The organism is Streptomyces sp. NPDC015127 (assembly GCF_043080095.1).
In the GTDB taxonomy this organism is placed as follows: Bacteria; Actinomycetota; Actinomycetes; order Streptomycetales; family Streptomycetaceae; genus Streptomyces.
This window is the reverse complement of the sequence record NZ_JBIBVE010000005.1, coordinates 27,156-47,984: the sequence shown is the minus strand read 5'-3', so window position 1 is coordinate 47,984 and position 20,829 is coordinate 27,156. Positions and strand designations below refer to the sequence as shown.

The 20,829-nt window shown below is 70.9% G+C and carries 16 protein-coding genes and 1 pseudogene; 9 read left to right on the top strand and 8 right to left on the bottom strand.

The window, feature by feature from the left end; translation table 11 throughout:
- From ACF08N_RS11375 to ACF08N_RS11365, 3 genes and pseudogenes are all read left to right on the top strand, one after another.
- Positions 1-231 (top strand): annotated as a pseudogene (locus ACF08N_RS11375) (hypothetical protein); the annotation flags it as partial.
- A 180-nt stretch (positions 232-411) separates the two neighbouring features.
- Positions 412-1,074 carry a GntR family transcriptional regulator gene (locus ACF08N_RS11370; RefSeq protein WP_392324370.1) on the top strand — a complete coding sequence of 221 codons (663 nt, stop codon included), beginning with the start codon at positions 412-414 and terminating at the stop codon, positions 1,072-1,074.
- On the top strand, positions 1,071-2,378 hold the full coding sequence (locus ACF08N_RS11365) for a nitrate/nitrite transporter (RefSeq protein ID WP_392324369.1): 1,308 nt from the start codon (positions 1,071-1,073) through the stop codon (positions 2,376-2,378). Before ACF08N_RS11370 ends, ACF08N_RS11365 begins: the two co-directional genes overlap by 4 nt.
- 109 nt (positions 2,379-2,487) lie before the next feature.
- Here ACF08N_RS11365 and ACF08N_RS11360 read toward each other — a convergent pair whose 3' ends face one another.
- Positions 2,488-3,312: a maleylpyruvate isomerase family mycothiol-dependent enzyme gene (locus ACF08N_RS11360; RefSeq protein WP_392324368.1), complete on the bottom strand. Its 825-nt coding sequence runs from the start codon at positions 3,310-3,312 to the stop codon at positions 2,488-2,490.
- A 163-nt stretch (positions 3,313-3,475) separates the two neighbouring features.
- Between ACF08N_RS11360 and ACF08N_RS11355 the strand changes: the two genes are divergently transcribed.
- The gene (locus ACF08N_RS11355; protein WP_392324367.1) at positions 3,476-4,282 is read left to right on the top strand and encodes a carbon-nitrogen family hydrolase; all 807 of its coding nucleotides are present in this window, start codon (positions 3,476-3,478) and stop codon (positions 4,280-4,282) included.
- A 259-nt stretch (positions 4,283-4,541) separates the two neighbouring features.
- On the opposite strand, the gene ACF08N_RS11350 is transcribed toward ACF08N_RS11355, so the two are convergent.
- The gene (locus ACF08N_RS11350) at positions 4,542-5,036 is read right to left on the bottom strand and encodes an LURP-one-related/scramblase family protein (protein ID WP_392324366.1); all 495 of its coding nucleotides are present in this window, start codon (positions 5,034-5,036) and stop codon (positions 4,542-4,544) included.
- Between the two features lie 40 nt (positions 5,037-5,076).
- Between ACF08N_RS11350 and ACF08N_RS11345 the strand changes: the two genes are divergently transcribed.
- Positions 5,077-6,855, top strand: a complete 1,779-nt coding sequence (locus tag ACF08N_RS11345) for an NHL domain-containing thioredoxin family protein (RefSeq protein ID WP_392324365.1) — start codon at positions 5,077-5,079, stop codon at positions 6,853-6,855.
- A gap of 147 nt (positions 6,856-7,002) precedes the next feature.
- Here the strand turns inward: ACF08N_RS11345 and ACF08N_RS11340 are convergent, their stop codons facing one another.
- The 3 genes from ACF08N_RS11340 to ACF08N_RS11330 all read right to left on the bottom strand — a co-directional run bounded on the left by ACF08N_RS11340 (position 7,003) and on the right by ACF08N_RS11330 (position 10,978).
- Positions 7,003-8,298, bottom strand: a complete 1,296-nt coding sequence (locus ACF08N_RS11340) for a M18 family aminopeptidase (RefSeq protein ID WP_392324364.1) — start codon at positions 8,296-8,298, stop codon at positions 7,003-7,005.
- 92 nt (positions 8,299-8,390) lie between these two features.
- Entirely contained in the window at positions 8,391-9,050 is a 660-nt protein-coding gene (locus tag ACF08N_RS11335) for a Uma2 family endonuclease (protein ID WP_392324363.1), read from the bottom strand.
- A 101-nt stretch (positions 9,051-9,151) separates the two neighbouring features.
- Complete coding sequence (locus ACF08N_RS11330) at positions 9,152-10,978, bottom strand: acyl-CoA dehydrogenase (RefSeq protein ID WP_392324362.1); 1,827 nt, start codon at positions 10,976-10,978, stop codon at positions 9,152-9,154.
- Between the two features lie 132 nt (positions 10,979-11,110).
- Here ACF08N_RS11330 and ACF08N_RS11325 point away from each other — a divergent pair, with 132 nt between their 5' ends.
- The 3 genes from ACF08N_RS11325 to ACF08N_RS11315 all read left to right on the top strand — a co-directional run bounded on the left by ACF08N_RS11325 (position 11,111) and on the right by ACF08N_RS11315 (position 13,843).
- A complete protein-coding gene (locus tag ACF08N_RS11325) occupies positions 11,111-11,563 on the top strand; it encodes an SseB family protein (protein WP_177149390.1) in 453 nt (150 codons plus the stop codon).
- A gap of 119 nt (positions 11,564-11,682) precedes the next feature.
- On the top strand, positions 11,683-12,666 hold the full coding sequence (locus ACF08N_RS11320; RefSeq protein ID WP_392324361.1) for a pirin family protein: 984 nt from the start codon (positions 11,683-11,685) through the stop codon (positions 12,664-12,666).
- A gap of 154 nt (positions 12,667-12,820) precedes the next feature.
- Complete coding sequence (locus ACF08N_RS11315; protein WP_392324674.1) at positions 12,821-13,843, top strand: AI-2E family transporter; 1,023 nt, start codon at positions 12,821-12,823, stop codon at positions 13,841-13,843.
- On the opposite strand, the gene ACF08N_RS11310 is transcribed toward ACF08N_RS11315, so the two are convergent.
- Positions 13,792-15,897: a SpoIIE family protein phosphatase gene (locus ACF08N_RS11310; protein ID WP_392324360.1), complete on the bottom strand. Its 2,106-nt coding sequence runs from the start codon at positions 15,895-15,897 to the stop codon at positions 13,792-13,794. The two genes, ACF08N_RS11315 and ACF08N_RS11310, sit on opposite strands and share 52 nt — an antisense overlap.
- A 195-nt stretch (positions 15,898-16,092) precedes the next feature.
- Here ACF08N_RS11310 and aspS point away from each other — a divergent pair, with 195 nt between their 5' ends.
- Complete coding sequence (gene aspS / locus ACF08N_RS11305) at positions 16,093-17,877, top strand: aspartate--tRNA ligase (RefSeq protein WP_392324359.1); 1,785 nt, start codon at positions 16,093-16,095, stop codon at positions 17,875-17,877.
- Positions 17,878-18,000: 123 nt separating this feature from the next.
- On the opposite strand, the gene metG is transcribed toward aspS, so the two are convergent.
- A complete protein-coding gene (metG, locus tag ACF08N_RS11300) occupies positions 18,001-19,608 on the bottom strand; it encodes a methionine--tRNA ligase (RefSeq protein ID WP_392324358.1) in 1,608 nt (535 codons plus the stop codon).
- 135 nt (positions 19,609-19,743) lie between these two features.
- Positions 19,744-20,829 (bottom strand): VWA domain-containing protein (locus tag ACF08N_RS11295; protein WP_392324357.1); only part of this gene is annotated, 1,086 nt, incomplete at its 5' end.

Here is a 20,829-nt window from a genome sequence, read left to right as displayed (position 1 = left end):
CCGTTCGCCGCGCGCACCAGGATCGGCAGCGGCTGGCAGATCTACCGGGCGATGTCCGCACCCGGCGACCTCACCGACGACGGCAGGGCCGACCTGGTCGCCCAGGACACGTCCGGGACGCTGTGGCTGTACCGGGGCACGGGCAAGGCGGCAGCCCCGTACGCCGCGCGCGTCCGGATCGTCGACGCCGGCGAGCAGTCGACCATCAACACGTACAACACGCTGCTCTGACGCTTGACGGGCCCACGGGCCCGTGAGAAGCGGCAACCGAGCCCCCTGCCCGTGAACGACCCTGGGCAGGGGGCTCGTTCGTGCCCGCCTGTACCGAGAGCGCAAGAGGCTGAGACAGCACGCGGTCCGCGATACGGACGGGGCTTTCTGGTTGAAGTCTGTTGTATCTATGCTGTGTGCATGCCTGCCGCCTCAGCCCCTGCCGTCCGACAGCCGCCCGCCGCCGACCGCGTCTACACCCACGTCAAGCAGGCAGTCCTCGACCGGCAGTACGAGGGCGGGACGCTCCTGACGGAAGGTGAACTGGCCGAGGCCGTCGGCGTCTCCCGCACTCCCGTGCGCGAGGCACTCCTCAAGCTCGAGGTCGAAGGGCTCATCAAGCTCTATCCGAAGAAGGGCGCGCTGGTCCTCGCCGTCTCCGCACAGGAGATCGCGGACGTCATCGAAACCCGGCTGCTGGTCGAGGATTTCGCTGTGCGCAAGGCGGTGCCCGCGCCCGCCGCGTTCATCGCCCGCCTCGAAGAGATCCTCGACGAGCAGCAGCGGCACGCCGCCGCCGGAGACCTCGCGGCCTTCGCCGTCAGCGACCGCTGCTTCCACGCCGAGATCGTCCGGCACGCCGGCAACGAGATCCTCTCCAAGCTCTACGACCAGCTGCGCGACCGCCAACTGCGCATGGGCGTCGCGATAATGCAGGCCCTCCCGGACCGGGTCACCAGAAACCACACCGAGCACGCCGAGATCCTCGACAGGATCAAGGCTGGTGACGCGGACGGCGCCGCCGAATGCGTGCGCGCCCATCTCGGCCGCGTCAAGGTGCTGGTCCGGGGTGAGGCCCGGTGAGCGCGCCGTCGTCCGAGGTGTCGCTCCCCGGCGATCCTCCCGGCGGCCGTCGTGCCGCTGCCGTCTGGGGCATCGGCGTCGCCGTCTACTTCGTCGCCGTCATCTTCCGTACGTCCCTGGGCGTCGCCGGACTCGACGCCGCCGACCGGTTCGGCGTGGGCGCCTCCGCCCTGTCGACCTTCTCCATCCTCCAACTGCTCGTCTACGCGGGCATGCAGATACCGGTCGGCCTGATGGTCGACCGGCTCGGCACCAAGAAGGTCCTCACCATCGGCGTGGTGCTGTTCACCGTCGGCCAGCTCGGGTTCGCCCTCTCACCCACGTACGGCGTGGCGCTCGCCTCCCGCGCCCTGCTCGGCTGCGGCGACGCGATGACGTTCATCAGCGTGCTGCGGCTGGGCACCCGCTGGTTCCCCGCCCGGCGAGGTCCCCTCATCGCCCAGATCGCCGCCCTGTTCGGCATGGCGGGCAACCTGGTCTCCACCCTCGTCATCGCGCGCATGCTGCACGGCATGGGCTGGACCGCCACCTTCGCCGGCAGCGCGGCGGCCGGCCTCGTCGTCCTCGTGCTGATGGTGCTGTTCCTCAAGGACCACCCCGAGGGCCACGAGCCCCCGCCCGCCCAGCACGCGGGAGCCGCTTTCGTGCGGCGCCAGATCGCCGCGTCCTGGCGCGAGCCGGGCACCCGGCTCGGCATGTGGGTGCACTTCACCACCCAGTTCCCCGCCATGGTCTTCCTGCTGCTGTGGGGGATGCCGTTCCTGGTCGAGGCGCAGCACCTGACGCGCGAGACCGCCGGCGCCCTGCTGACCCTCGTGGTGGCGTCCAACATGGTCGTCGGCCTCGTCTACGGGCAGATCATCGCGCGCCACCATGCGGCACGCACCCCGCTGGCGCTCGGCACCATAGGCACCAGCGCCCTGCTGTGGGCGGCCACCATCGCCTACCCCGGCGACACCGCCCCCATGTGGCTGCTGATCACCCTGTGCACCGTGCTCGGCGCCTGCGGCCCCGCGTCGATGATCGGCTTCGACTTCGCGCGGCCCGCCAACCCGCCCGAGCGTCAGGGAACGGCGTCCGGAATCGTCAACATGGGTGGTTTCGTCGCCTCGATGACCACGCTGCTCGCGGTGGGCGTGCTGCTGGACGCGACCGGCGGCGACTACCGGATCGCGTTCGCGTCCGTCTTCGTGCTCCAGGCGCTGGGCGTGACGCAGATCCTGCGGCTGCGGGCACGCACGGTGCGGCGCGAGCGGGAGCGCCTGGTGGCGAGCCGCGTGGAGGCCGTGCATGTGCCGGTCTAGCGGCCGCGGCCCCGGGCGGCACGTGCCGGTCCAGCGGCCGCGGCCCGGGCGGGTCGGCCCCGGCCCGGGCGAGGGAGGGGGCGGGTCCGCCCGCCCCCCGCACCCTTCCTCACGGCGTGACCGCGATGACCCGCAGGATCGCCTCGGCCAGTCCGGCGTCCCCGTCGACCTTGATCCGGTCCGCAACGGCCGCGGGCCGCACCCTGCCGCATGCCAGCCGGTAGAACGTCTCCCAGTCCGTCGCGAACGTCACCAGCGGGCCGAGCGACGGCGAACCGTCCACCGAGCCACGCCCGTCGGCGTCCACCCGCACGGTCCGCAGGAACTCCACCGGGCCGCTCACGTCGAAGACCACCGCCGAATTCGGCGGCGTGCCCGCGTCCTTGGCCACCACCTTCGGCAGCGCCTCGAGCAGGCAGTCCCGCGCCACATACGCACCGGGCGAGTCGATGTTGCCCGGCTTGCCGAGCGCCACACGCAGGTCCTGCTCGTGCACCCACGTGTCGAACGCCCGCATCCGGTAGGCCAGTTCAAGGTTCTGCTCGGCTCCCAGCGGGGCGCGGACCAGGGTGTCGGGCGAGCGGTTCTCGTTCCGCAGCTGCCGCGCCCGCCGGATCAGGACGTATTCGAACTCCGACGTCATCTCCGGCGCGGTGTGGTGCCGGCGCACATCGACCTGCATCTCCATGTAGCGCGCGAAATCACTCTGCACGTGGTAGAGATCGCGCGGCAGGGAGTGGATCGGGCGCGGGTCGCCGAGCATCTCGCACTCCATGCCGATGACGTGCGACACGATGTCCCGCACCGACCAGCCCGGGCACGGCGTGGCACGGTTCCACTCGCCCTCGGCGAGCGGCTGCACCAGCTCGGCTATCGCCTCGACTGCGTGGGTCCAGGCATCGGCGTAGTTCTGGAGGCTGGGATGGACGGTCACGGGACCCCTCGGCGGTTCTTCGGTACGCGGGCTGGGCTGCTGGCTGCTGGGCTGCGTGGGAGGCTCGGCAGTTAAGTTACGCTGCCGGGCGTCACCCCGGCAGTGCTTTCGTGTGACGATCGTAGGCCCGCGTTGACGGCTCGAATGCCAGGACGGTGGTAGTGTGCGCGCCTCCCTCATCCAGATCGCAGTAGACCCGGACGAACCGGTCGATTCCCGCAGGCAGCGCGTCGCCGCGCTGGTGCGCGAACAACGGGACGCCGAACTGGTGATCCTTCCCGAGCTCTGGCCCGTCGGAGCCTTCGCGTACCAGCAGTTCGCGGCGGAGGCCGAGACGCCGGCCGGCCCGACGTACACGGCGATGGCCGAGGCCGCACGCGATGCCGGGGTCTGGCTGCACGCCGGCTCGGTCGTCGAGCGGGCGGGCGACGGCACCCTCTACAACACCGCCCTCGTCATCGCCCCGGACGGCCGACTGGCCGCCACCTACCGCAAGATCCACCGCTTCGGCTTCGACAAGGGCGAGGCCGTGATGATGGGCGCCGGCGAGGACCTGGTGACCGTGGCCGTGCCGGGCACGCTCACCCTCGGCCTCGCCACCTGCTACGACCTGCGCTTCCCCGAGCTGTTCCGCGGCCTCGTCGACGCCGGCGCCCAGGCCCTCGTCGTCCCGGCCGGCTGGCCGGCCCGCCGCCGCGAGCACTGGACCCTGCTGGCCCGCGCCCGCGCCGTCGAGAACCAGGCGTACGTACTGGCCTGCGGCACCGCGGGCACGCACGCGGGCGTCGAACAGGCCGGCCACAGCATCGTCGTCGACCCCTGGGGCGAGGTCCTCGCCGAGGCGGGTCCCGACGAGGAGGTGCTGACCGTCGACCTCGACCCGGCGAAGGTGGACAAGACCCGCGAGGTCTTCCCGGCGCTCAAGGACCGCCGCCTCGGCCTGCCGGTCCCGCCCAGCCCGGCCCCCTAGGGGGCGTCCGGCGGATCTTGGCCGGGGCCACGACGCTCCCCCAGGGCTTCGCCTGGGGTACCCCCAGGCGACGGCACCTCTCCCCCGTAGCCCTTCGGGCACGGGAGGTGCCCCCAGCGTTGCCGAAATGCCCGAACAGCTCCGCTATCAGGGCACTCCGGCGCCTTGCGATGCGTCCCCTAGGCCCTGCGGGCCTGGGGAGACCCCATGCACCAGACGCCGCGTCCTATCCGGCCCTGATCCACCGGACACCCCCTGCTCACCCGTCCTCGCGCTCTTTCTCCGCCATCCGGATCACGCACACGGCCACCGCGATCAGCAGCGCCGCGTCCGCGTCCTCCCGTACGACGTCCACGCCGTACGTGTCCCGCAGCGTCAGCCACCGCCGGGAGATGTGGGCCAGGAGTTCGCCCTCGTACTCGACGGCGAACTCCCGGTCCAGGATCCGCCCGCTGACGTCCAGCTCGGTGCCCTCGGCCAGCGTGACCCGGTAGTGGTTGCGCAGCAGAGACAGCCGCTTCCGGCGGATCGTGGCGAGCACGGCCCCGTCCCGCTCGATCGTCATGGCGCCGCGCAGGCTGAGCAGCTTCTGCCGCAGCGTGACCAGCACGTACCCGCTCGGGTCCTTGAGCTCCAGGGTGTCCCGCAGCCGCAGCGCCTTCCCGTCGACGAGGAAGGCGTGGCGGCCGTGCTCGTCGTCGATCCAGTAGTCGTCGCCGATCGCGAAGATCTTGTCCCGCACCAGATATTTCATGGCGGAATGAGTACCCCCGCGCATGAGGTTGGATGGGGGCATGGCGACACGTGCACGCGTTCGGGCCCCGGAGCTGATCGGCAAGGGCGGCTGGCTGAACACCGGTGACAGGCAGTACACCCTCGCGGACCTGCGGGGACGCATTGTGATCCTCGATTTCTGGACATTTTGCTGCATCAACTGCCTGCACGTCCTCGACGAGCTCCGCGAGCTCGAGGAGAAGCACCGCGACACCGTCGTGATCATCGGTGTGCACTCGCCCAAGTTCGTCCACGAGGCCGAGCACCAGGCCGTCGTCGACGCCGTCGAGCGGTACCAGGTCCACCACCCCGTCCTCGACGACCCCGAGCTCGCCACCTGGAAGCAGTACGCCGTGCGGGCCTGGCCCACGCTCGTCGTCATCGACCCGGAGGGCTACGTCGTCGCGCAGCACGCGGGCGAGGGGCATGCGCACGCCATCGAGAAGCTCGTCGAGGAGCTGGAGGCCGAGCACGCGGCCAAGGGGACGCTGCGGCGCGGTGACGGGCCCTATGTGGCGCCCGAGCCCGTGGCCACCGATCTGCGCTTCCCCGGCAAGGCGGTGCTGCTGCCGTCGGGCAACTTCCTCGTCTCCGACTCGACCCGGCACCAGCTCGTCGAGCTGGAGCCGGACGGCGAGAGTGTCGTGCGGCGGATCGGCGACGGCGTGTTCAACGAGCCGCAGGGCCTCGCCCTGCTTCCGGACGGCCGCGTCGCCGTCGCGGACACCGTGAACCACGCCATCCGCGCGTACGACCCCGCGACCGGAGCGATCGAGCTGCTCGCCGGGACCGGGAAGCAGTGGTGGCAGGGGTCGCCCACGTCGGGGCCCGCGCTGGAGGTCTCGCTGTCGTCGCCCTGGGACGTGGCCTGGTGGGACGGCAGGCTGTGGATCGCGATGGCCGGTGTGCACCAGCTGTGGACGTACGACCCCGAGGCCGGCACCGTGCAGGTCGCCGCGGGCACGACCAACGAGGGGCTGGTGGACGGCCCAGCGGCCGAGGCGTGGTTCGCGCAGCCGTCCGGCCTCGCCGCGACCGAGGACCGGCTGTGGATCGCCGACTCGGAGACCTCCGCGGTCCGCTTCGTCGACCGGGACATGCAGGTCCGTACGGCCGTCGGCACCGGGCTGTTCGACTTCGGGCACCGCGACGGGGACGCCGGTCAGGCGTTGCTCCAGCACCCGCTGGGCGTCACGGCGCTCCCCGACGGCTCGGTCGCGATCAGTGACACGTACAACCACGCGCTGCGCCGCTTCGACCCGGGGACGAACCAGGTCACCACGCTGGCCACCGATCTGCGCGAGCCGAGCGGCGCCGTGCTCGTCGGCGACGACATCGTGGTCGTGGAGTCGGCCCGGCACCGGCTGACCCGGCTGCGGCTGCCGGAGGAGGCCGTGCGGGTGGAGGCCGTCGCGCACCGCACCCAGCGCGCCGCGACCGACGTGGCTCCGGGTGTGCTCCGGCTGGACGTCGTCTTCCAGGCGCCGGCCGGCCAGAAGCTCGACACCCGCTACGGGCCCTCCACCCGGCTGCTGGTCTCCTCCACCCCGCCCGAGCTGCTGCGCTCGGGGGAGGGCGCGGGGACCGACCTGAGCCGGGAGCTGGAGATCGACCCGGCGGTCGGCGAGGGCGTGCTGCACGTGTCGGCGATGGCGGCGTCGTGCGACGACGACCCGGCGAACGAGTACCCCGCCTGCCATGTGCACCAGCAGGACTGGGGCGTCCCGGTGCGCGTGACGGCGGACGGCGCGTCCCGGCTGCCGCTCGTGCTGGCGGGGATGGACGACCCGGCGCAGTAGGCCGGCGCAGTAGATCGGAGCGGTCCCGGGGCGGCCAGCGGGCTTTGGCCGCCTCGGCGAGGCCCTTCACCAGGTCGTGTCACGGAGCCGGGCCGCCGGCCAGGAGGTGCTTCGCCTGCCGGCCGACCGGGCGGTGACGCGTGCGGCTCACCCCTCCAGGAACGCCACCAGCGCGTTCGTCAGCAGGTACGGGTCGTCCGCGCCGCACAGTTCGCGGGCGCTGTGCATCGACAGGATCGCGACGCCGATGTCGACGGTGGCGATGCCGTGCCGGGCCGCGGTGATGGGGCCGATCGTGGTGCCGCAGGGCATCGCGTTGTTGGACACGAACGTCTGCCACGGCACACCGGCCTTCTCGCAGGCCGCGGCGAACACGGCCCGGCCGCTGCCGTCGGTGGCGTAGCGCTGGTTGACGTTGACCTTGAGGATGGGGCCGCCGTTGGCGCGGGGGTGGTGCGTGGGGTCGTGGCGCTCGCCGTAGTTGGGGTGGACGGCGTGGCCCGTGTCGGAGGACAGGCAGATGGTTCCGGCGAAGGCGCGGGCCCGGTCCTCCAGGCTGCCGCCGCGCGAGAACACCGAGCGCTCCAGCACCGAGCCGAGCAGCGGCCCCTCGGCACCGGTGTCGGACTGCGAGCCGTTCTCCTCGTGGTCGAAGGCGGCGAGGACGGGGATGTACGGCAGCTCGCGGGACGCGGAGACCGCAGTGAGTGCGGCCGTGCCGGCGTGCACGGAGAGGAGGTTGTCCATGCGGGGGCCGGCCAGGAGTTCGCGGTCGCGGCCGAGGTAGGCGGGCGGTTCGATGGCGTGGACCATCAGGTCCCAGCCGGTGACCTCGCCCTCGCCGACGCCGGTCTCCTGCTCCAGGAAGCGGATCAGGTCGCCTTCCTCGACGTCGCCGAGGCCCCAGATCGGCTGCATGTGGCGCTGGCGGTCCAGCTTGAGGCCCTCGGTGTTGACGGAGCGGTCGAGGTGGACGGCGAGCTGGGGGACGCGGAGCAGCGGCCGGTCGATGTTGACGAGCCGGTGGGACCCGTCGCGCAGGGTCAGCCGGCCGGCCAGGCCCAGGTCGCGGTCGAGCCAGGTGTTGAGGAGCGTTCCGCCGTAGACCTCGACGGCGATCTGCCGCCAGCCGTAGGAGCCGGTGTCCGGCAGCGGCTTGACCCGCAGGTTGGGGGAGTCGGTGTGGGCGCCGACGATGCGGAAGGGGGTGTGGGCCGCGGCGCCTTCCGGTACGTACCAGGCGATCAGCGCGCCGCCGCGCAGCACGTACCTGCCGCCGGCGGTGCCGTCCCAGGCGTCGGTTTCCAGCAGGCGGCGGAAGCCGGCCTTCTCCAGCCGCTCGGCGGCCTCGGCCACGGCGTGGTACGGCGAGGGTGCTGCCGTCAGGAAGGACATGAGGTCGTCGGTGTGACCGCGGTCGAAGCGGGGGGGTTCGCTGCTCATGGAGTTCACCTTAACGAGGGGTGCGGCTGAGCCGATTGCCGCTCGTGTGTGCGTCTTCCGGGTGTCGGACGGGTGTGCGCCCGGCGCCTGCGCTACAGGCGGTCGAACTCGGTCAGATCGATGTCGATGTCGTACGGGAGGGGCAGCTTGACCCGGTCGTGGTGGACGCCGGTCGACACGTACACCTTGGTGACGGGGTCGTAGTCGTAGGTGCAGACCATGGGCCGGTCGTGGTCGCCGGCCATCTCGACCCGCCAGAAGTGCGGGATTCCGGCGGCGGCGTACTTGTGCGGCTTGGTGTCGCGGTCGCGGTCCTCGGAGTCGGGGGAGACGACCTCGACGGCGAGGACGACGTCCGCGGCCTCATAGCGGGTTTGACGGCGACCGGTCTCGCCCTCGGCCCTGATGACGACCAGATCCGGTTCGGGCGCATTGCGCGGGCCGAGCACGACGGCCATCTCCCGGCGCACCCTCAGATGCTCGGGAATGCTGTGACGCAGGCCCTTTTCCAGCAGGAACATCAGCAGCGAGTGAAAAGCACGCTGCGGACTCACGAAGACCAGGCTCCCGTCGATCAACTCGGTGTGCGGCGGGAGGTCCAGTGCGAAGTAGTCGTCCACGGTGTAGCCGTCCACGGGGGGCATCGGCCACTTGGAACCGTCAGGCTGCCGGTGTTCGGTCCAGCCGTCGGTGCTGTCCGGCTCCCGCTGCTGCGCATCGGGCCTTGCGTCGGCGGTCATGGTTCCTCCCATGGACGGGATTCTCGGCCTGCACGACAGGCTACCCAGCCCGAACGCCTGTGCCGCCACCCGTACGAGTCGGGTGGCGGCACAGGGTTGACCGAGAGGCGGAGCTAGAAAGCGGCCTCGTCGAGGTCCATCAGCGAGCCGTCGACGGTCTCGGCGAGCGCGCGCTCGACGGAGACGCCCGGCAGGACGTTGGCGGCGAAGAACTTCGCGGCCGCGATCTTGCCCTGGTAGAACGGCACGTCCTTGGCGGACGCGGTCGGCAGCTTCTCCGCGGCCACGGCGGCGCCGCGCAGCAGCAGGTAGGCGACGACGACGTCACCGGAGGCCATCAGCAGGCGGGTGGTGTTGAGGCCGACCTTGTAGATGTTCTTGACGTCCTCGCCGGTGGCGATCAGGTCGTTCGTCATGGTGCCGACGATCGCCTCCAGGTCGACGGCGGCCTTGGCGAGCGCGTCGCGGGCCGGGGCGAGCTCGTCGCCGCCGGTGCCGACCGCGAGGAACTTCTTGATCTCCTCGGACAGCGCGTTGAGCGCCTGGCCCTGGTCGCGGACGATCTTCCGGAAGAAGTAGTCCTGGCCCTGGATGGCCGTGGTGCCCTCGTAGAGGGTGTCGATCTTGGCGTCCCGGATGTACTGCTCGACCGGGTACTCCTGGAGGTAGCCGGAGCCGCCGAAGGTCTGGAGCGACTGGGCCAGCTGCTCGTAGGACTTCTCGGAGCCGTAGCCCTTGACGATGGGCAGCAGCAGGTCGTTCAGCGCGACGAGGTTCTTGGCGTCCTCGCCGGCGGCCTCCTTGGCAGCGATCTCGTCCTGGAGGGAGGCGGTGTAGAGGACGAGGGCGCGCATGCCCTCCGCGTACGCCTTCTGCGTCATCAGGGAGCGGCGCACGTCGGGGTGGTGCGTGATGGTGACCTTGGGCGCGGTCTTGTCCGCGAAGTTCTTCAGGTCGGGGCCCTGGACGCGCTCCTTGGCGTACTCCAGTGCGTTGAGGTAGCCGGTGGAGAGGGTGGCGATGGCCTTCGTGCCGACCATCATCCGGGCGAACTCGATGATCATGAACATCTGGCGGATGCCGTCGTGCTTGTCGCCGATCAGCCAGCCCTTGGCGGGGTGCTGGTCGCCGAAGGTCATCTCGCAGGTGTTGGACGCCTTGAGGCCCATCTTGTGCTCGACGTTCGTCGCGTAGACGCCGTTGCGCTCGCCCAGCTCGCCGGTCTCCCAGTCGAAGTGGTACTTGGGGACGAGGAAGAGGGACAGGCCCTTGGTGCCCGGACCGGCACCCTCGGGGCGGGCGAGGACGTAGTGGAGGATGTTCTCCTCCATGTCGTGCTCACCGGAGGTGATGAAGCGCTTCACGCCCTCGATGTGCCAGGAGCCGTCCTCCTGCTGGATCGCCTTGGTGCGGCCGGCGCCCACGTCCGAGCCGGCGTCGGGCTCGGTGAGGACCATGGTGGAGCCCCAGCGCTTCTCGACCGCGATCTGGGCGATCTTCTTCTGCGCCTCGTTGCCCTCGTCGAAGAGGACGCCGGCGAAGGCGGGGCCGGAGGAGTACATCCAGATGGCCGGGTTGGAGCCGAGCAGCAGCTCCGCGTAGGCCCAGACCAGGGAGCGGGGCGAGGTGGTGCCGCCGATCTCCTCGGGCAGGCCGAGGCGCCAGTACTCGGAGTCCATGAAGGCCTTGTAGCTCTTCTTGAAGCCGGCCGGGACGGGCGCGGTGTTGGTGGCCGGGTCGAACACCGGCGGGTTGCGGTCGGCGTCCGCGAAGGACTCGGCCAGCTCGTTCTCCGCGAGGCGGGCGATCTCCTCGAGGATCGACCTGGCGGTGTCGACGTCCATCTCCGCGAACGGGCCGGTGCCGTACAGCTTGTCGCGCCCGAGGACCTCGAAGAGGTTGAACTCGATGTCGCGGAGATTCGACTTGTAGTGCCCCATGGCGACGGCTCCGTTAATGATCGGAAGATGGACTTGTCGTCCACGTACCAGTAAGTAGCTTCGATAATGCTACCCGTCGGTAATAAGATGCAACCCCTATGGGGGCAACTGTGACTCGTTACTCTTGCGCCCATGTACGGCTACGACCAGACCCCGGGCGCACAGCAGCAGCAGTACGTGCCGCAGCAGCCCTCCTACGGAGAGCAGCCGCTGTACCCCGAGCCGTCCCCGCCGTCGCTGGCCGACGCGGTGCGGGCCTTCACGACGGGGTCGATGTCGGCGGAGGACTTCCAGCAGATCTTCGCGACGTCCAAGGTCTACTGCCCGCGCGGTGACAACCCGGGCTTCCTGGCGCTGCACAACACCCAGCAGCCGGTCATCCCCATGTTCACCTCTCTCAAGGAGCTGCGCCGGTACGCGGGCAAGGACTCCAAGTACTTCGTCATCACCGGCGCCGAGGTGATCGACCTGCTGCCGACGGGGTACGGCTTCGTGCTCGACATGGAGGGCGACCACCGGATGGTCTTCGACGCGAAGGCCGTGGAGCAGATGGTCGACTTCGCGATGCGGCGGATGTACGGCTAGCGGCCGGCAGGCAGGCAGGGATCCGGGACGCCCGGGAGGAATTCCTCCCGGGCGGTCGTCGTTTCCGATGGCAAGAAGTTCAGGATTCAACTAAGCTGGTCGCACAAGGAGGTCCCGCCATGCCTGCAGTGACTGTCGAGAACCCGCTCACCCTGCCGCGCGTCGCCGCGCCCGCCGATGCCGTCTCCCGGCCGGTGCTCGCCGTGACCACGGCGCCCAGCGGCTTCGAAGGGGAGGGTTTCCCGGTGCGGCGCGCGTTCGCCGGGATCAACTACCGCTACCTCGACCCGTTCATCATGATGGATCAGATGGGCGAGGTGGACTACGCCCCCGGAGAGCCCAAGGGCACCCCGTGGCACCCCCACCGCGGCTTCGAGACCGTCACCTACCTGATCGACGGGACCTTCGTCCACCAGGACAGCAACGGCGGCGGCGGCACCATCCAGAACGGCGACACCCAGTGGATGACCGCGGGCTCCGGCCTGCTGCACATCGAGGCCCCGCCGGAGCAGCTCGTCATGTCCGGCGGCCTCTTCCACGGCCTCCAGCTGTGGGTGAACCTGCCCGCCAAGGACAAGATGATGGACCCCCGCTACCAGGACATCCGCGGCGGCCAGGTCCGGCTGCTGACCTCGGCCGACGGCGGTGCTCTGCTGCGCGTCATCGCCGGTGACATGGATGGTCACGAGGGCCCCGGCATCACCCACACACCCATCACGATGATCCACGCGACGCTGCGGCCGGGCGCGCAGATCCGACTGCCGTGGCGCGAGGACTTCAACGGCCTGGCGTACGTCCTCGCCGGACGCGGCGCCGTCGGCGAGGAGCGGCGGCCCGTCGAGATGGGCCAGACCGCGGTGTTCGGGGCGGGCGGTGCGCTGACCGTCTGGGCGGACGACGCCCAGAACGGCTCGCACACCGGCGACCTGGAGATCGTGCTCCTCGGCGGCGCGCCGATCCGCGAGCCGATGGCGCACTACGGGCCGTTCGTGATGAACACGCGCGAGGAGCTCCAGCAGGCATTCGAGGACTTCCAGAAGGGCCGGCTCGGCACGATTCCCGCCGTCCACGGCATGCAGGAGTCCGGGCCGACCGTCGCCTGACGAGGCCCGCCCGCCAGGGGGCTGACGCCGCGTCACCCCCCTGGCCCGTCCCGGCAGGACGGGCGAGCGCCGCCGTGATCGGCTGGGTACCGTGCAGACCCCTCCTGTCCGGCCCGTCCTGCCCGATCCCGTGCGCCGCCTCGCGGCCTGGTGCATGGTCGTGCTGCTGCTGACCGGGGTCGGCGCGGTCTTCGTCTGGCTGATCGTCACGTTCAAGACGGCCGTCACGCCGGTCCTGCTGGCGCTGCTCGGCACCGCACTGCTCGGACCGCTGTACCGGCGGCTGCTGCGCATGAAGGTGCAGCGGTCGCTGGCCGCCGGACTGACGTGCGCCGCGGTGCTCGCCGTCGTCGGCGGCGCGGTCTACATCGTCGCCAACGCGCTCCTGGAGACCGGTGACCAGATCATCGCCTCCCTCCGGCAGGCCGCCCAGGACCTCGCGGACCACTTCGGCGCGGCCGGGACCTCGCTCGACGACCTCGCCGGCAACGCCAAGGAACTGCTGAGCAAGTTCGGCGGAACGGCAGCCTCCGGAGTGATCTCGGGACTGAGCGTGGTCGGCGAGATGATCGCCATCGCCGTGCTGGCGCTGCTGCTGGTCTTCTTCTTCCTGCGCGACTCCGACCGCGCGGTCCTCACCCTGCGCTCCCTCGTGCCCCGCTCCACCGGCGACACCGCGGAGGCGATGGCCCGCCGCGCCTTCGAGGCGGTCGAGGGCTTCATGCGCGGGACCACCTTCATCGCACTGATCGACGCCCTGTGCATCACCGTCGGGCTGCTGATCCTGCGCGTGCCCGGCGCGGTGGGGCTCGGGGCGCTGGTGTTCGTCGGCGCCTACATCCCGTACCTGGGCGCCTTCATCTCCGGCGCGGTCGCCGTGCTCGTCGCCCTCGCCGACCGCGGATTCGTGATCGCTCTCTGGGCCGTGGGCGTCGTGCTCGCCGTGCAGGTGCTCGAAGGCCATGTACTCCAGCCCCTGATCCAGAGCCGTACGGTCCAGATGCATCCGGCCGTGGTGATGCTGGCGATCACGGCGGGGGCCGGCCTCGCCGGCATCCTCGGCATGCTGCTCGCCGTGCCGGTCACCGCCGCCGCGTTCGGCGTCATCGGTGAGCTGCGGGCCCGTTACGCCACCGAGGGAGGGCCGTCCGGGGAGCCCGGCCCCTCCGGCTCGTAGAGCTCGAACCAGATCGACTTGCCCTCGCCCCTCGGGTCCACGCCCCAGGCGTCCGCCAGCACCTCCATCAGCACCAGGCCGCGCCCCGACGATGCCATCTCGCCGGGACGGCGCTTGTGGGGCAGCTCGTCGCTCGGGTCGGTGACCTCCACGCGCAGCCTGCGGCCCTTGTCCCCGTGGGCGATCTCGGCCGCCAGCAGGGCGTTGCCGTCCGTGTGGACGAGCACGTTGGTGATCATCTCGGAGACCATCAGCGCCGCCGAGTCGACCTGCTCCTCGTCCGACCAGTCGTGCAGCAGTTCGCGCACCTGCTGCCGCGCCGCCGCGATCCGCTCCGGCTGGGCCTGGGCGACGCTCATCGCGGTGCGCCGGGTGGGCCGCCGGACGGGCCCGGCCTCCCGGGTGAGCAGCAGGACCGCGATGTCGTCCTCGCGCCGGTCGGCGAGCGGCCCGGTCGTGTAGTGCGAGGTCGGCCCGTGGACGGCCTGGACGAGCGTGTCCGCCAGATCCTCCAGGGGCCGGCCCGCGTTCTCCTCCAGCACGCCCCGCAGCCGCGCCCAGCCGGTTTCCAGATCGTGCCCGCCGGTCTCAAGGAGCCCGTCCGTGCAGATCATCAGCGTCTCGCCGGCCTCCAGCACGAACCGGGTCGTCGGATAGTCGGTGTCCGGGTCGATGCCGAGCGGCAGCCCGCCCTCGGTGGCCCGGAGCAGCACGGTGCCGTCGGAGGTGACCACGGCGGGATCGGGATGGCCCGCGCGGGCGATCTCCACCATGCCGGTGGACGGCTCGACCTCCAGGTAGAGGCAGGTGGCGAACCGGGGGCCCGCGTGGTCGCCGGTCTCGTGGACGTCCGTGACGCCGTGCAGGAAGCGGGAGGCGCGGGAGAGGACCGCGTCGGGCCGGTGGCCCTCGGAGGCGTACGCGCGCAGGGCGATCCGGAGCTGGCCCATGAGCCCGGCGGCTCGCACGTCGTGGCCCTGCACGTCGCCGATGACCATCGCCACCCGTCCGGACGGCAGCGGGATCATGTCGTACCAGTCACCGCCGACCTGGAGACCGCCGCCGGTGGGGACGTACCGGGCGGCCACGGTCATGCCGGGGATGTCGGGGCCGAGTGTCGGCATCATCGAGCGCTGGAGGCCCAGCGAGAGTTCCCGTTCGGACTCGGCGACCCCGGCGCGGGCGAGCGCCTGGGCGAGCATGCGGGCCACCGTGGTCAGCACCGAGCGCTCGTCGGGCGTGAAGGCGACGGGATGGCGGAAGGCGGCCATCCAGGCGCCCATGGTGCGTCCGGCGACGATCAGCGGCAGGAAGGCCCAGGACTGGCGGCCGAAGCGCCGGGCGAGCGGCCAGGTGACGGGATAGCGGCGGCGGTAGTCGTCCGGTGTGGGCAGGTAGATCGCCCGGCCGGTACGGACGACCTCGGAGGCCGGGTAGTCGGTGTCCAGCGGCAGGTCGGCGAAGGGCTCGTCGTCTCCCGCACTGTGCCCGTGGTGCCCGATGATGGTCAGCCGGTCGCCGCCGACACCGAAGACGGCCAGCCCGTCGGGCGAGAAGCCGGGCATCGACAGGGACGCGGCGACGCGCAGGACCTCCGCGGTGGAACGTGCCTCCGCCAGCGCGCGGCCGGCGTCCAGCAGGAACGCCTCGCGGGAACGCCGCCAGTCGCCGGTGATCGACGTCTGGGCGGCGGTGGCGCTCGGCTTGGGCTCGGTGACCTCCTGGATCGTGCCGATCAGCCGGTAGTGCCCGCCGTCGAGGACGGGCTTGCTGCGGCTGCGGACGGTGCGCAGGACCCGGCCCGCGCCGTCGACGATGCGCAGCCGCGCCTCGGCGAGGGTGTCCTCGGCGATCGCCAGGGCGACGATGCCGTTGACCTCGTTCCAGTCGACCGGGTGGAAGCGGGACCGTACGGCGGACTCCGAGTAGTCGCCGGGCTCCGGGGGCAGCTCCAGCAGCCGGGCGGCCTCCGCGTCGAGCGTGACCGTGCCGGCCGCGTCGTCCCAGCGCCACAGGCCGGTGGCGACGGCTGCCAGAACGTCCTCCGTGCGCATTGCCTCACCATATTCCGGCCCCGCCGGACATGACGCGCCGGAGGGGGTGCCCGAGGGCCGCACACGTCCTCCCGGGCCTGCGACGGGCCGACCGGTGTGACGCTGTCACGTCTATGTCAATGGGCTGCGGGGGAGCCGGGCGGTAACCTTGCAAAGGTTGCCCACCCCCGACTCTCCAAGACTGGATGAACGACGATGCATCGGTACAGGTCCCACACCTGCGGCGAGCTCCGCGCCTCTGACGTCAACGCAGACGTCCGGCTGAGCGGCTGGCTGCACAATCGCCGAGACCTGGGCGGCATCCTCTTCATCGATCTGCGTGACCACTACGGCATCACGCAGCTCGTCGCCCGCCCGGGCACCGAGGCCTACGAGGCCCTGGACAAGGTGAACAAGGAGTCGGTCGTCCGCGTCGACGGCAAGGTCGTCTCCCGCGGCGCCGAGAACGTCAACCCCGACCTGCCCACCGGCGAGATCGAGGTCGAGGTGTCCGCGGTGGAGCTCCTGGGCGCGGCGCAGCAGCTGCCGTTCCAGATCAACACCGACGACGGTGTGGGCGAGGAGCGACGCCTCGAGTACCGCTTCCTCGACCTGCGCCGCGAGCGCATGCACCGCAACATCATGCTGCGCACGGCCGTGATCTCCGCGATCCGGCACAAGATGACGGCCCTCGGCTTCAACGAGATGGCCACCCCGATCCTGACCGCCACCTCCCCCGAGGGCGCGCGTGACTTCGTGGTGCCGTCCCGGCTGAACCCCGGCAAGTTCTACGCCCTGCCGCAGGCGCCGCAGCAGTTCAAGCAGCTGTTCATGATCTCCGGCTTCGACCGCTACTTCCAGATCGCGCCCTGCTTCCGCGACGAGGACGCCCGCGCCGACCGTTCGCCGGGCGAGTTCTACCAGCTCGACGTCGAGATGAGCTTCGTCGAGCAGGAGGACGTCTTCCAGCCGATCGAGAAGCTGATGACCGAGCTCTTCGAGGAGTTCGGCGGCGGGCGGCACGTCACCTCGCCGTTCCCCCGCATCCCGTTCCGCGAGTCGATGCTGAAGTACGGCACCGACAAGCCGGACCTGCGGGCGCAGCTGGAGCTCGTCGACATCAGCGACGTCTTCGAGGGCTCGGAGTTCAAGGCGTTCGCCGGCAAGCACGTCCGCGCGCTGCCCGTGCCGGACACGGCCGCCCAGCCGCGGAAGTTCTTCGACGGCCTCGGCGAGTTCGCCGTCGAGCACGGCGCGAAGGGCCTCGCCTGGGTCCGGGTCGGCGACAACGGGGCCCTGACCGGCCCGATCGCCAAGTTCCTCACCGAGGAGAACGTCAAGGTCCTCACCGAGCGTCTCTCCCTCGCCCCCGGCCACGCGGTCTTCTTCGGCGCGGGCGAGTTCGACGAGGTCTCCAAGATCATGGGCGCGGTCCGCGTCGAGGCCGCCAAGCGCGCCGGCCACTTCGAGGAGAACGTCTTCCGGTTCTGCTGGATCGTCGACTTCCCGATGTACGAGCGGGACGAGGACACCGGCAAGATCGACTTCTCGCACAACCCCTTCTCGATGCCGCAGGGCGGCCTGGAGGCCCTGGAGACCCAGGACCCGCTGGACATCCTGGGCTGGCAGTACGACATCGTCTGCAACGGCGTCGAGCTGTCCTCCGGCGCCATCCGGAACCACGAGCCCGAGATCATGTTCAAGGCGTTCGAGATCGCGGGCTACTCCCGTCAGACCGTCGAGCGCGAGTTCGCGGGCATGCTGCGCGCGTTCCAGTTCGGCGCCCCGCCGCACGGTGGCATCGCCCCGGGCGTCGACCGCATCGTCATGCTGCTCGCCGACGAGCCGAACATCCGCGAGACCATCGCGTTCCCGCTCAACGGCAACGCGCAGGACCTGATGATGGGCGCCCCGACGGAGCTGGAGGAGGCCCGGCTGCGCGAGCTGAACATCGCGCTGCGCAAGCCGGTCGCCAAGTCCGGTGAGGACAAGGCCAAGTAGCACCGCCCGTTTCTCGGAGCGCCCCCGGCCGGATGGCCGGGGGCGCTCCGCGTTCCCGGCGCGGGCACGCGAGAGGGGGCCGGCCCCTGTGGGTCCGGCCCCCTCGTCGGGTGTACCGCGTCCTTACGCCTCCGGCTTCTCCTCCAGGCGCGGGAACAGCACCGCGCCCTTCGTCACCGTCACGCCGGCGGGGAGCCTGCCCCACTCGCCCGCGTCCTGGACCCGCTGGTCGGCCAGCGTGCCGAGGACCGGCTCGGCGCCGAGCGACTCCCACAGCTTCTGGGACGTCTCCGGCATCACCGCGTTCAGCAGGACCGCGACCGCGCGCAGGGACTCGGCGGCGGTGTAGAGGATCGTCGCCAGGCGGGCACGGCCCTCGTCCGAATCGTCCTTGGCGACCTTCCAGGGCTCCTGCTCCGTGATGTAGCCGTTGACCTGCTTCACGAAGTCGAAGATCGCCAGGATGCCGCCCTGGAAGTCCAGCTCCTCGCCGATCTTCCGGTCGGCCTCGGCGACCGCCTTGGCCAGACCGTCCTGGACGGCCTTCTCGGCGTCCCCGGCGGCCGTGGCCGCCGGCAGCTCGCCGCCGAAGTACTTGCCCACCATCGCCGCGACGCGCGAGGCCAGGTTGCCGTAGTCGTTCGCCAGCTCGGAGGTGTAGCGGGCGGTGAAGTCCTCCCACGAGAACGAACCGTCGCTGCCGAAGGCGATCGCGCGCAGGAAGTACCAGCGGTAGGCGTCCACGCCGAAGTGCGAGGTCAGGTCCTGCGGCTTGATGCCGGTCAGGTTCGACTTCGACATCTTCTCGCCGCCGACCATCAGCCAGCCGTTGGCCGCGACCTTCCCCGGGACCGGCAGGCCCTGCGCCATCAGCATCGCGGGCCAGATCACCGCGTGGAAGCGCAGGATGTCCTTGCCGACCAGGTGCACGTTCGCCGGGAACGTCTTCTCGAACTTCGCCGGGTTCTCGTTGTAGCCGACCGCCGTCGCGTAATTGAGCAGCGCGTCGACCCACACGTAGATGACGTGCTTCTCGTCCCACGGGACCGGGACGCCCCAGTCGAAGGTGGAGCGCGAGATCGACAGGTCCTGAAGGCCCTGCTTGACGAAGTTCACGACCTCGTTGCGGGCGGACTCGGGCTGGATGAAGTCCGGGTTCGCCGCGTAGAAGTCGAGCAGCTTCGGGCCGTACTCGGAGAGCTTGAAGAAGTAGTTCTCCTCCTTGAGGATCTCCACCGGCTTCTTGTGGATCGGGCACAGCTTGGTGCCGTCCTCGGCCTCGATGAGGTCGCCGGGGAGCTTGTACTCCTCACAGCCCACGCAGTACGGGCCCTCGTACCCGCCCTTGTAGATCTCGCCCTTGTCGTACAGGTCCTGCACGAACTCCTGCACACGGTCCGTGTGCCGCTTCTCCGTGGTGCGGATGAAGTCGTCGTTCGCGATGTTCAGGTGCTCCCAGAGGGGCTTCCACGCCTCCTCGACGAGCTTGTCGCACCATGCCTGGGGCGTGACGTCGTTCGCCTCGGCCGTGCGCATGATCTTCTGACCGTGCTCGTCCGTGCCGGTGAGGTACCACACCTTCTCGCCGCGCTGACGGTGCCAGCGGGTGAGCACGTCGCCTGCGACGGTCGTGTAGGCGTGGCCCAGGTGAGGAGCGTCGTTGACGTAGTAGATGGGGGTCGAGACGTAGTACGCCTTCGCCCCCTGCTTCTCGGATCCAGTGGCCGCCATGGTCGAAATCCTATCGGCCCGGCGGAGATCAACTCACACGCATAAGGGCGGGCCGCCCGATGATGCCCGATGACGCCCGACGGCCGGGCCGCGCGGTGTGTGCGCGGCCCGGCCGTCGGGCGTCATCGTGGTCCCTCAGGGGCGCCAGGTGGCGAGGAGCCCCTGGAACACCTCGGCGTCCGGCAGGTCGGCGGGCGCCGGGCCCGCGTGGAAGAAGGCGGCGTTGCCGGCCTGGAGCTTGCGGAGGTAGTCGAACGCCTTGGCGTCGTGCTCGCCGAACGCCACGAACTGCCAGAACACCGGCTGCTCGGCGGCGGCCGTGAGGGCGGCGGTGGCGGCGGTCTTCGACTCGGGCGCGCCGTCCGTCTGGAAGATCACGAACGCGGGGGCGTCCGTGGCCGCCTTGGCGTGCAGGGCGAGGACCTCCTCGACGGCGAGGTGGTAGTTCGTACGGCCCATCCGGCCGAGCCCGGCGTGCAGCTCGTCGACACGGCCCTCGTGGGCGTCGAGGGTGAGCTCGCCGGTGCCGTCGATCTCGGTCGAGAAGAAGACGACGTCGACGGTGGCGCGCTCGTCGAGGTGCGCGGCGAGGGCGAGCGCCTGCTCGCCGAGGCGCTGGGCGCTGCCGTCCTTGTAGAAGGGCCGCATGGATCCGGACCGGTCGAGCACGAGGTACACCCGCGCGCGGGCGCCGGTGAGCCCGGCCTTCTTGAGAGCGGCGCCGGCGGTCTTGTACGCGTCGACGACCCGCGGCGCCCGCGCCTTGACCCGCGCGAGCGGGGTCGCCGGCCCGGCGACGATGTCCGCGTCGGGGGCGGTGTCCTCGACGGGGGCGGCCTCCGGGGTCACCTCTTCCGCGGCTGTGGCGTTGTCGGTGGGGGCGTTGTCCTGCGGCTCGACCGGCTCGACCGGCTCGACCGGCTCGACCGGGTCGGCCTCCGGCTCGGGAGTCGTCTCGGTCGCGGCGGTGACGGTCTCGGGGGCGGTGTCCTCGGCCGCGAGGGGTTCGACCTCGGGGGTCTCCGCAGGCGCGGCCGCCTCCGGTTCGGGAGTCGTCTCGGTCGCGGCGGTGACGGTCTCCGGCTCCGGGGTGGCCTCGGTCGCGGCGGTGACGGTCTCGGGGGTGGTGTCCTCGGCCGCGAGGGGTTCGACCTCGGGGGTCTCCGCAGGCGCGGCCGCCTCCGGTTCGGGAGTCGTCTCGGTCGCGGCGGTGACGGTCTC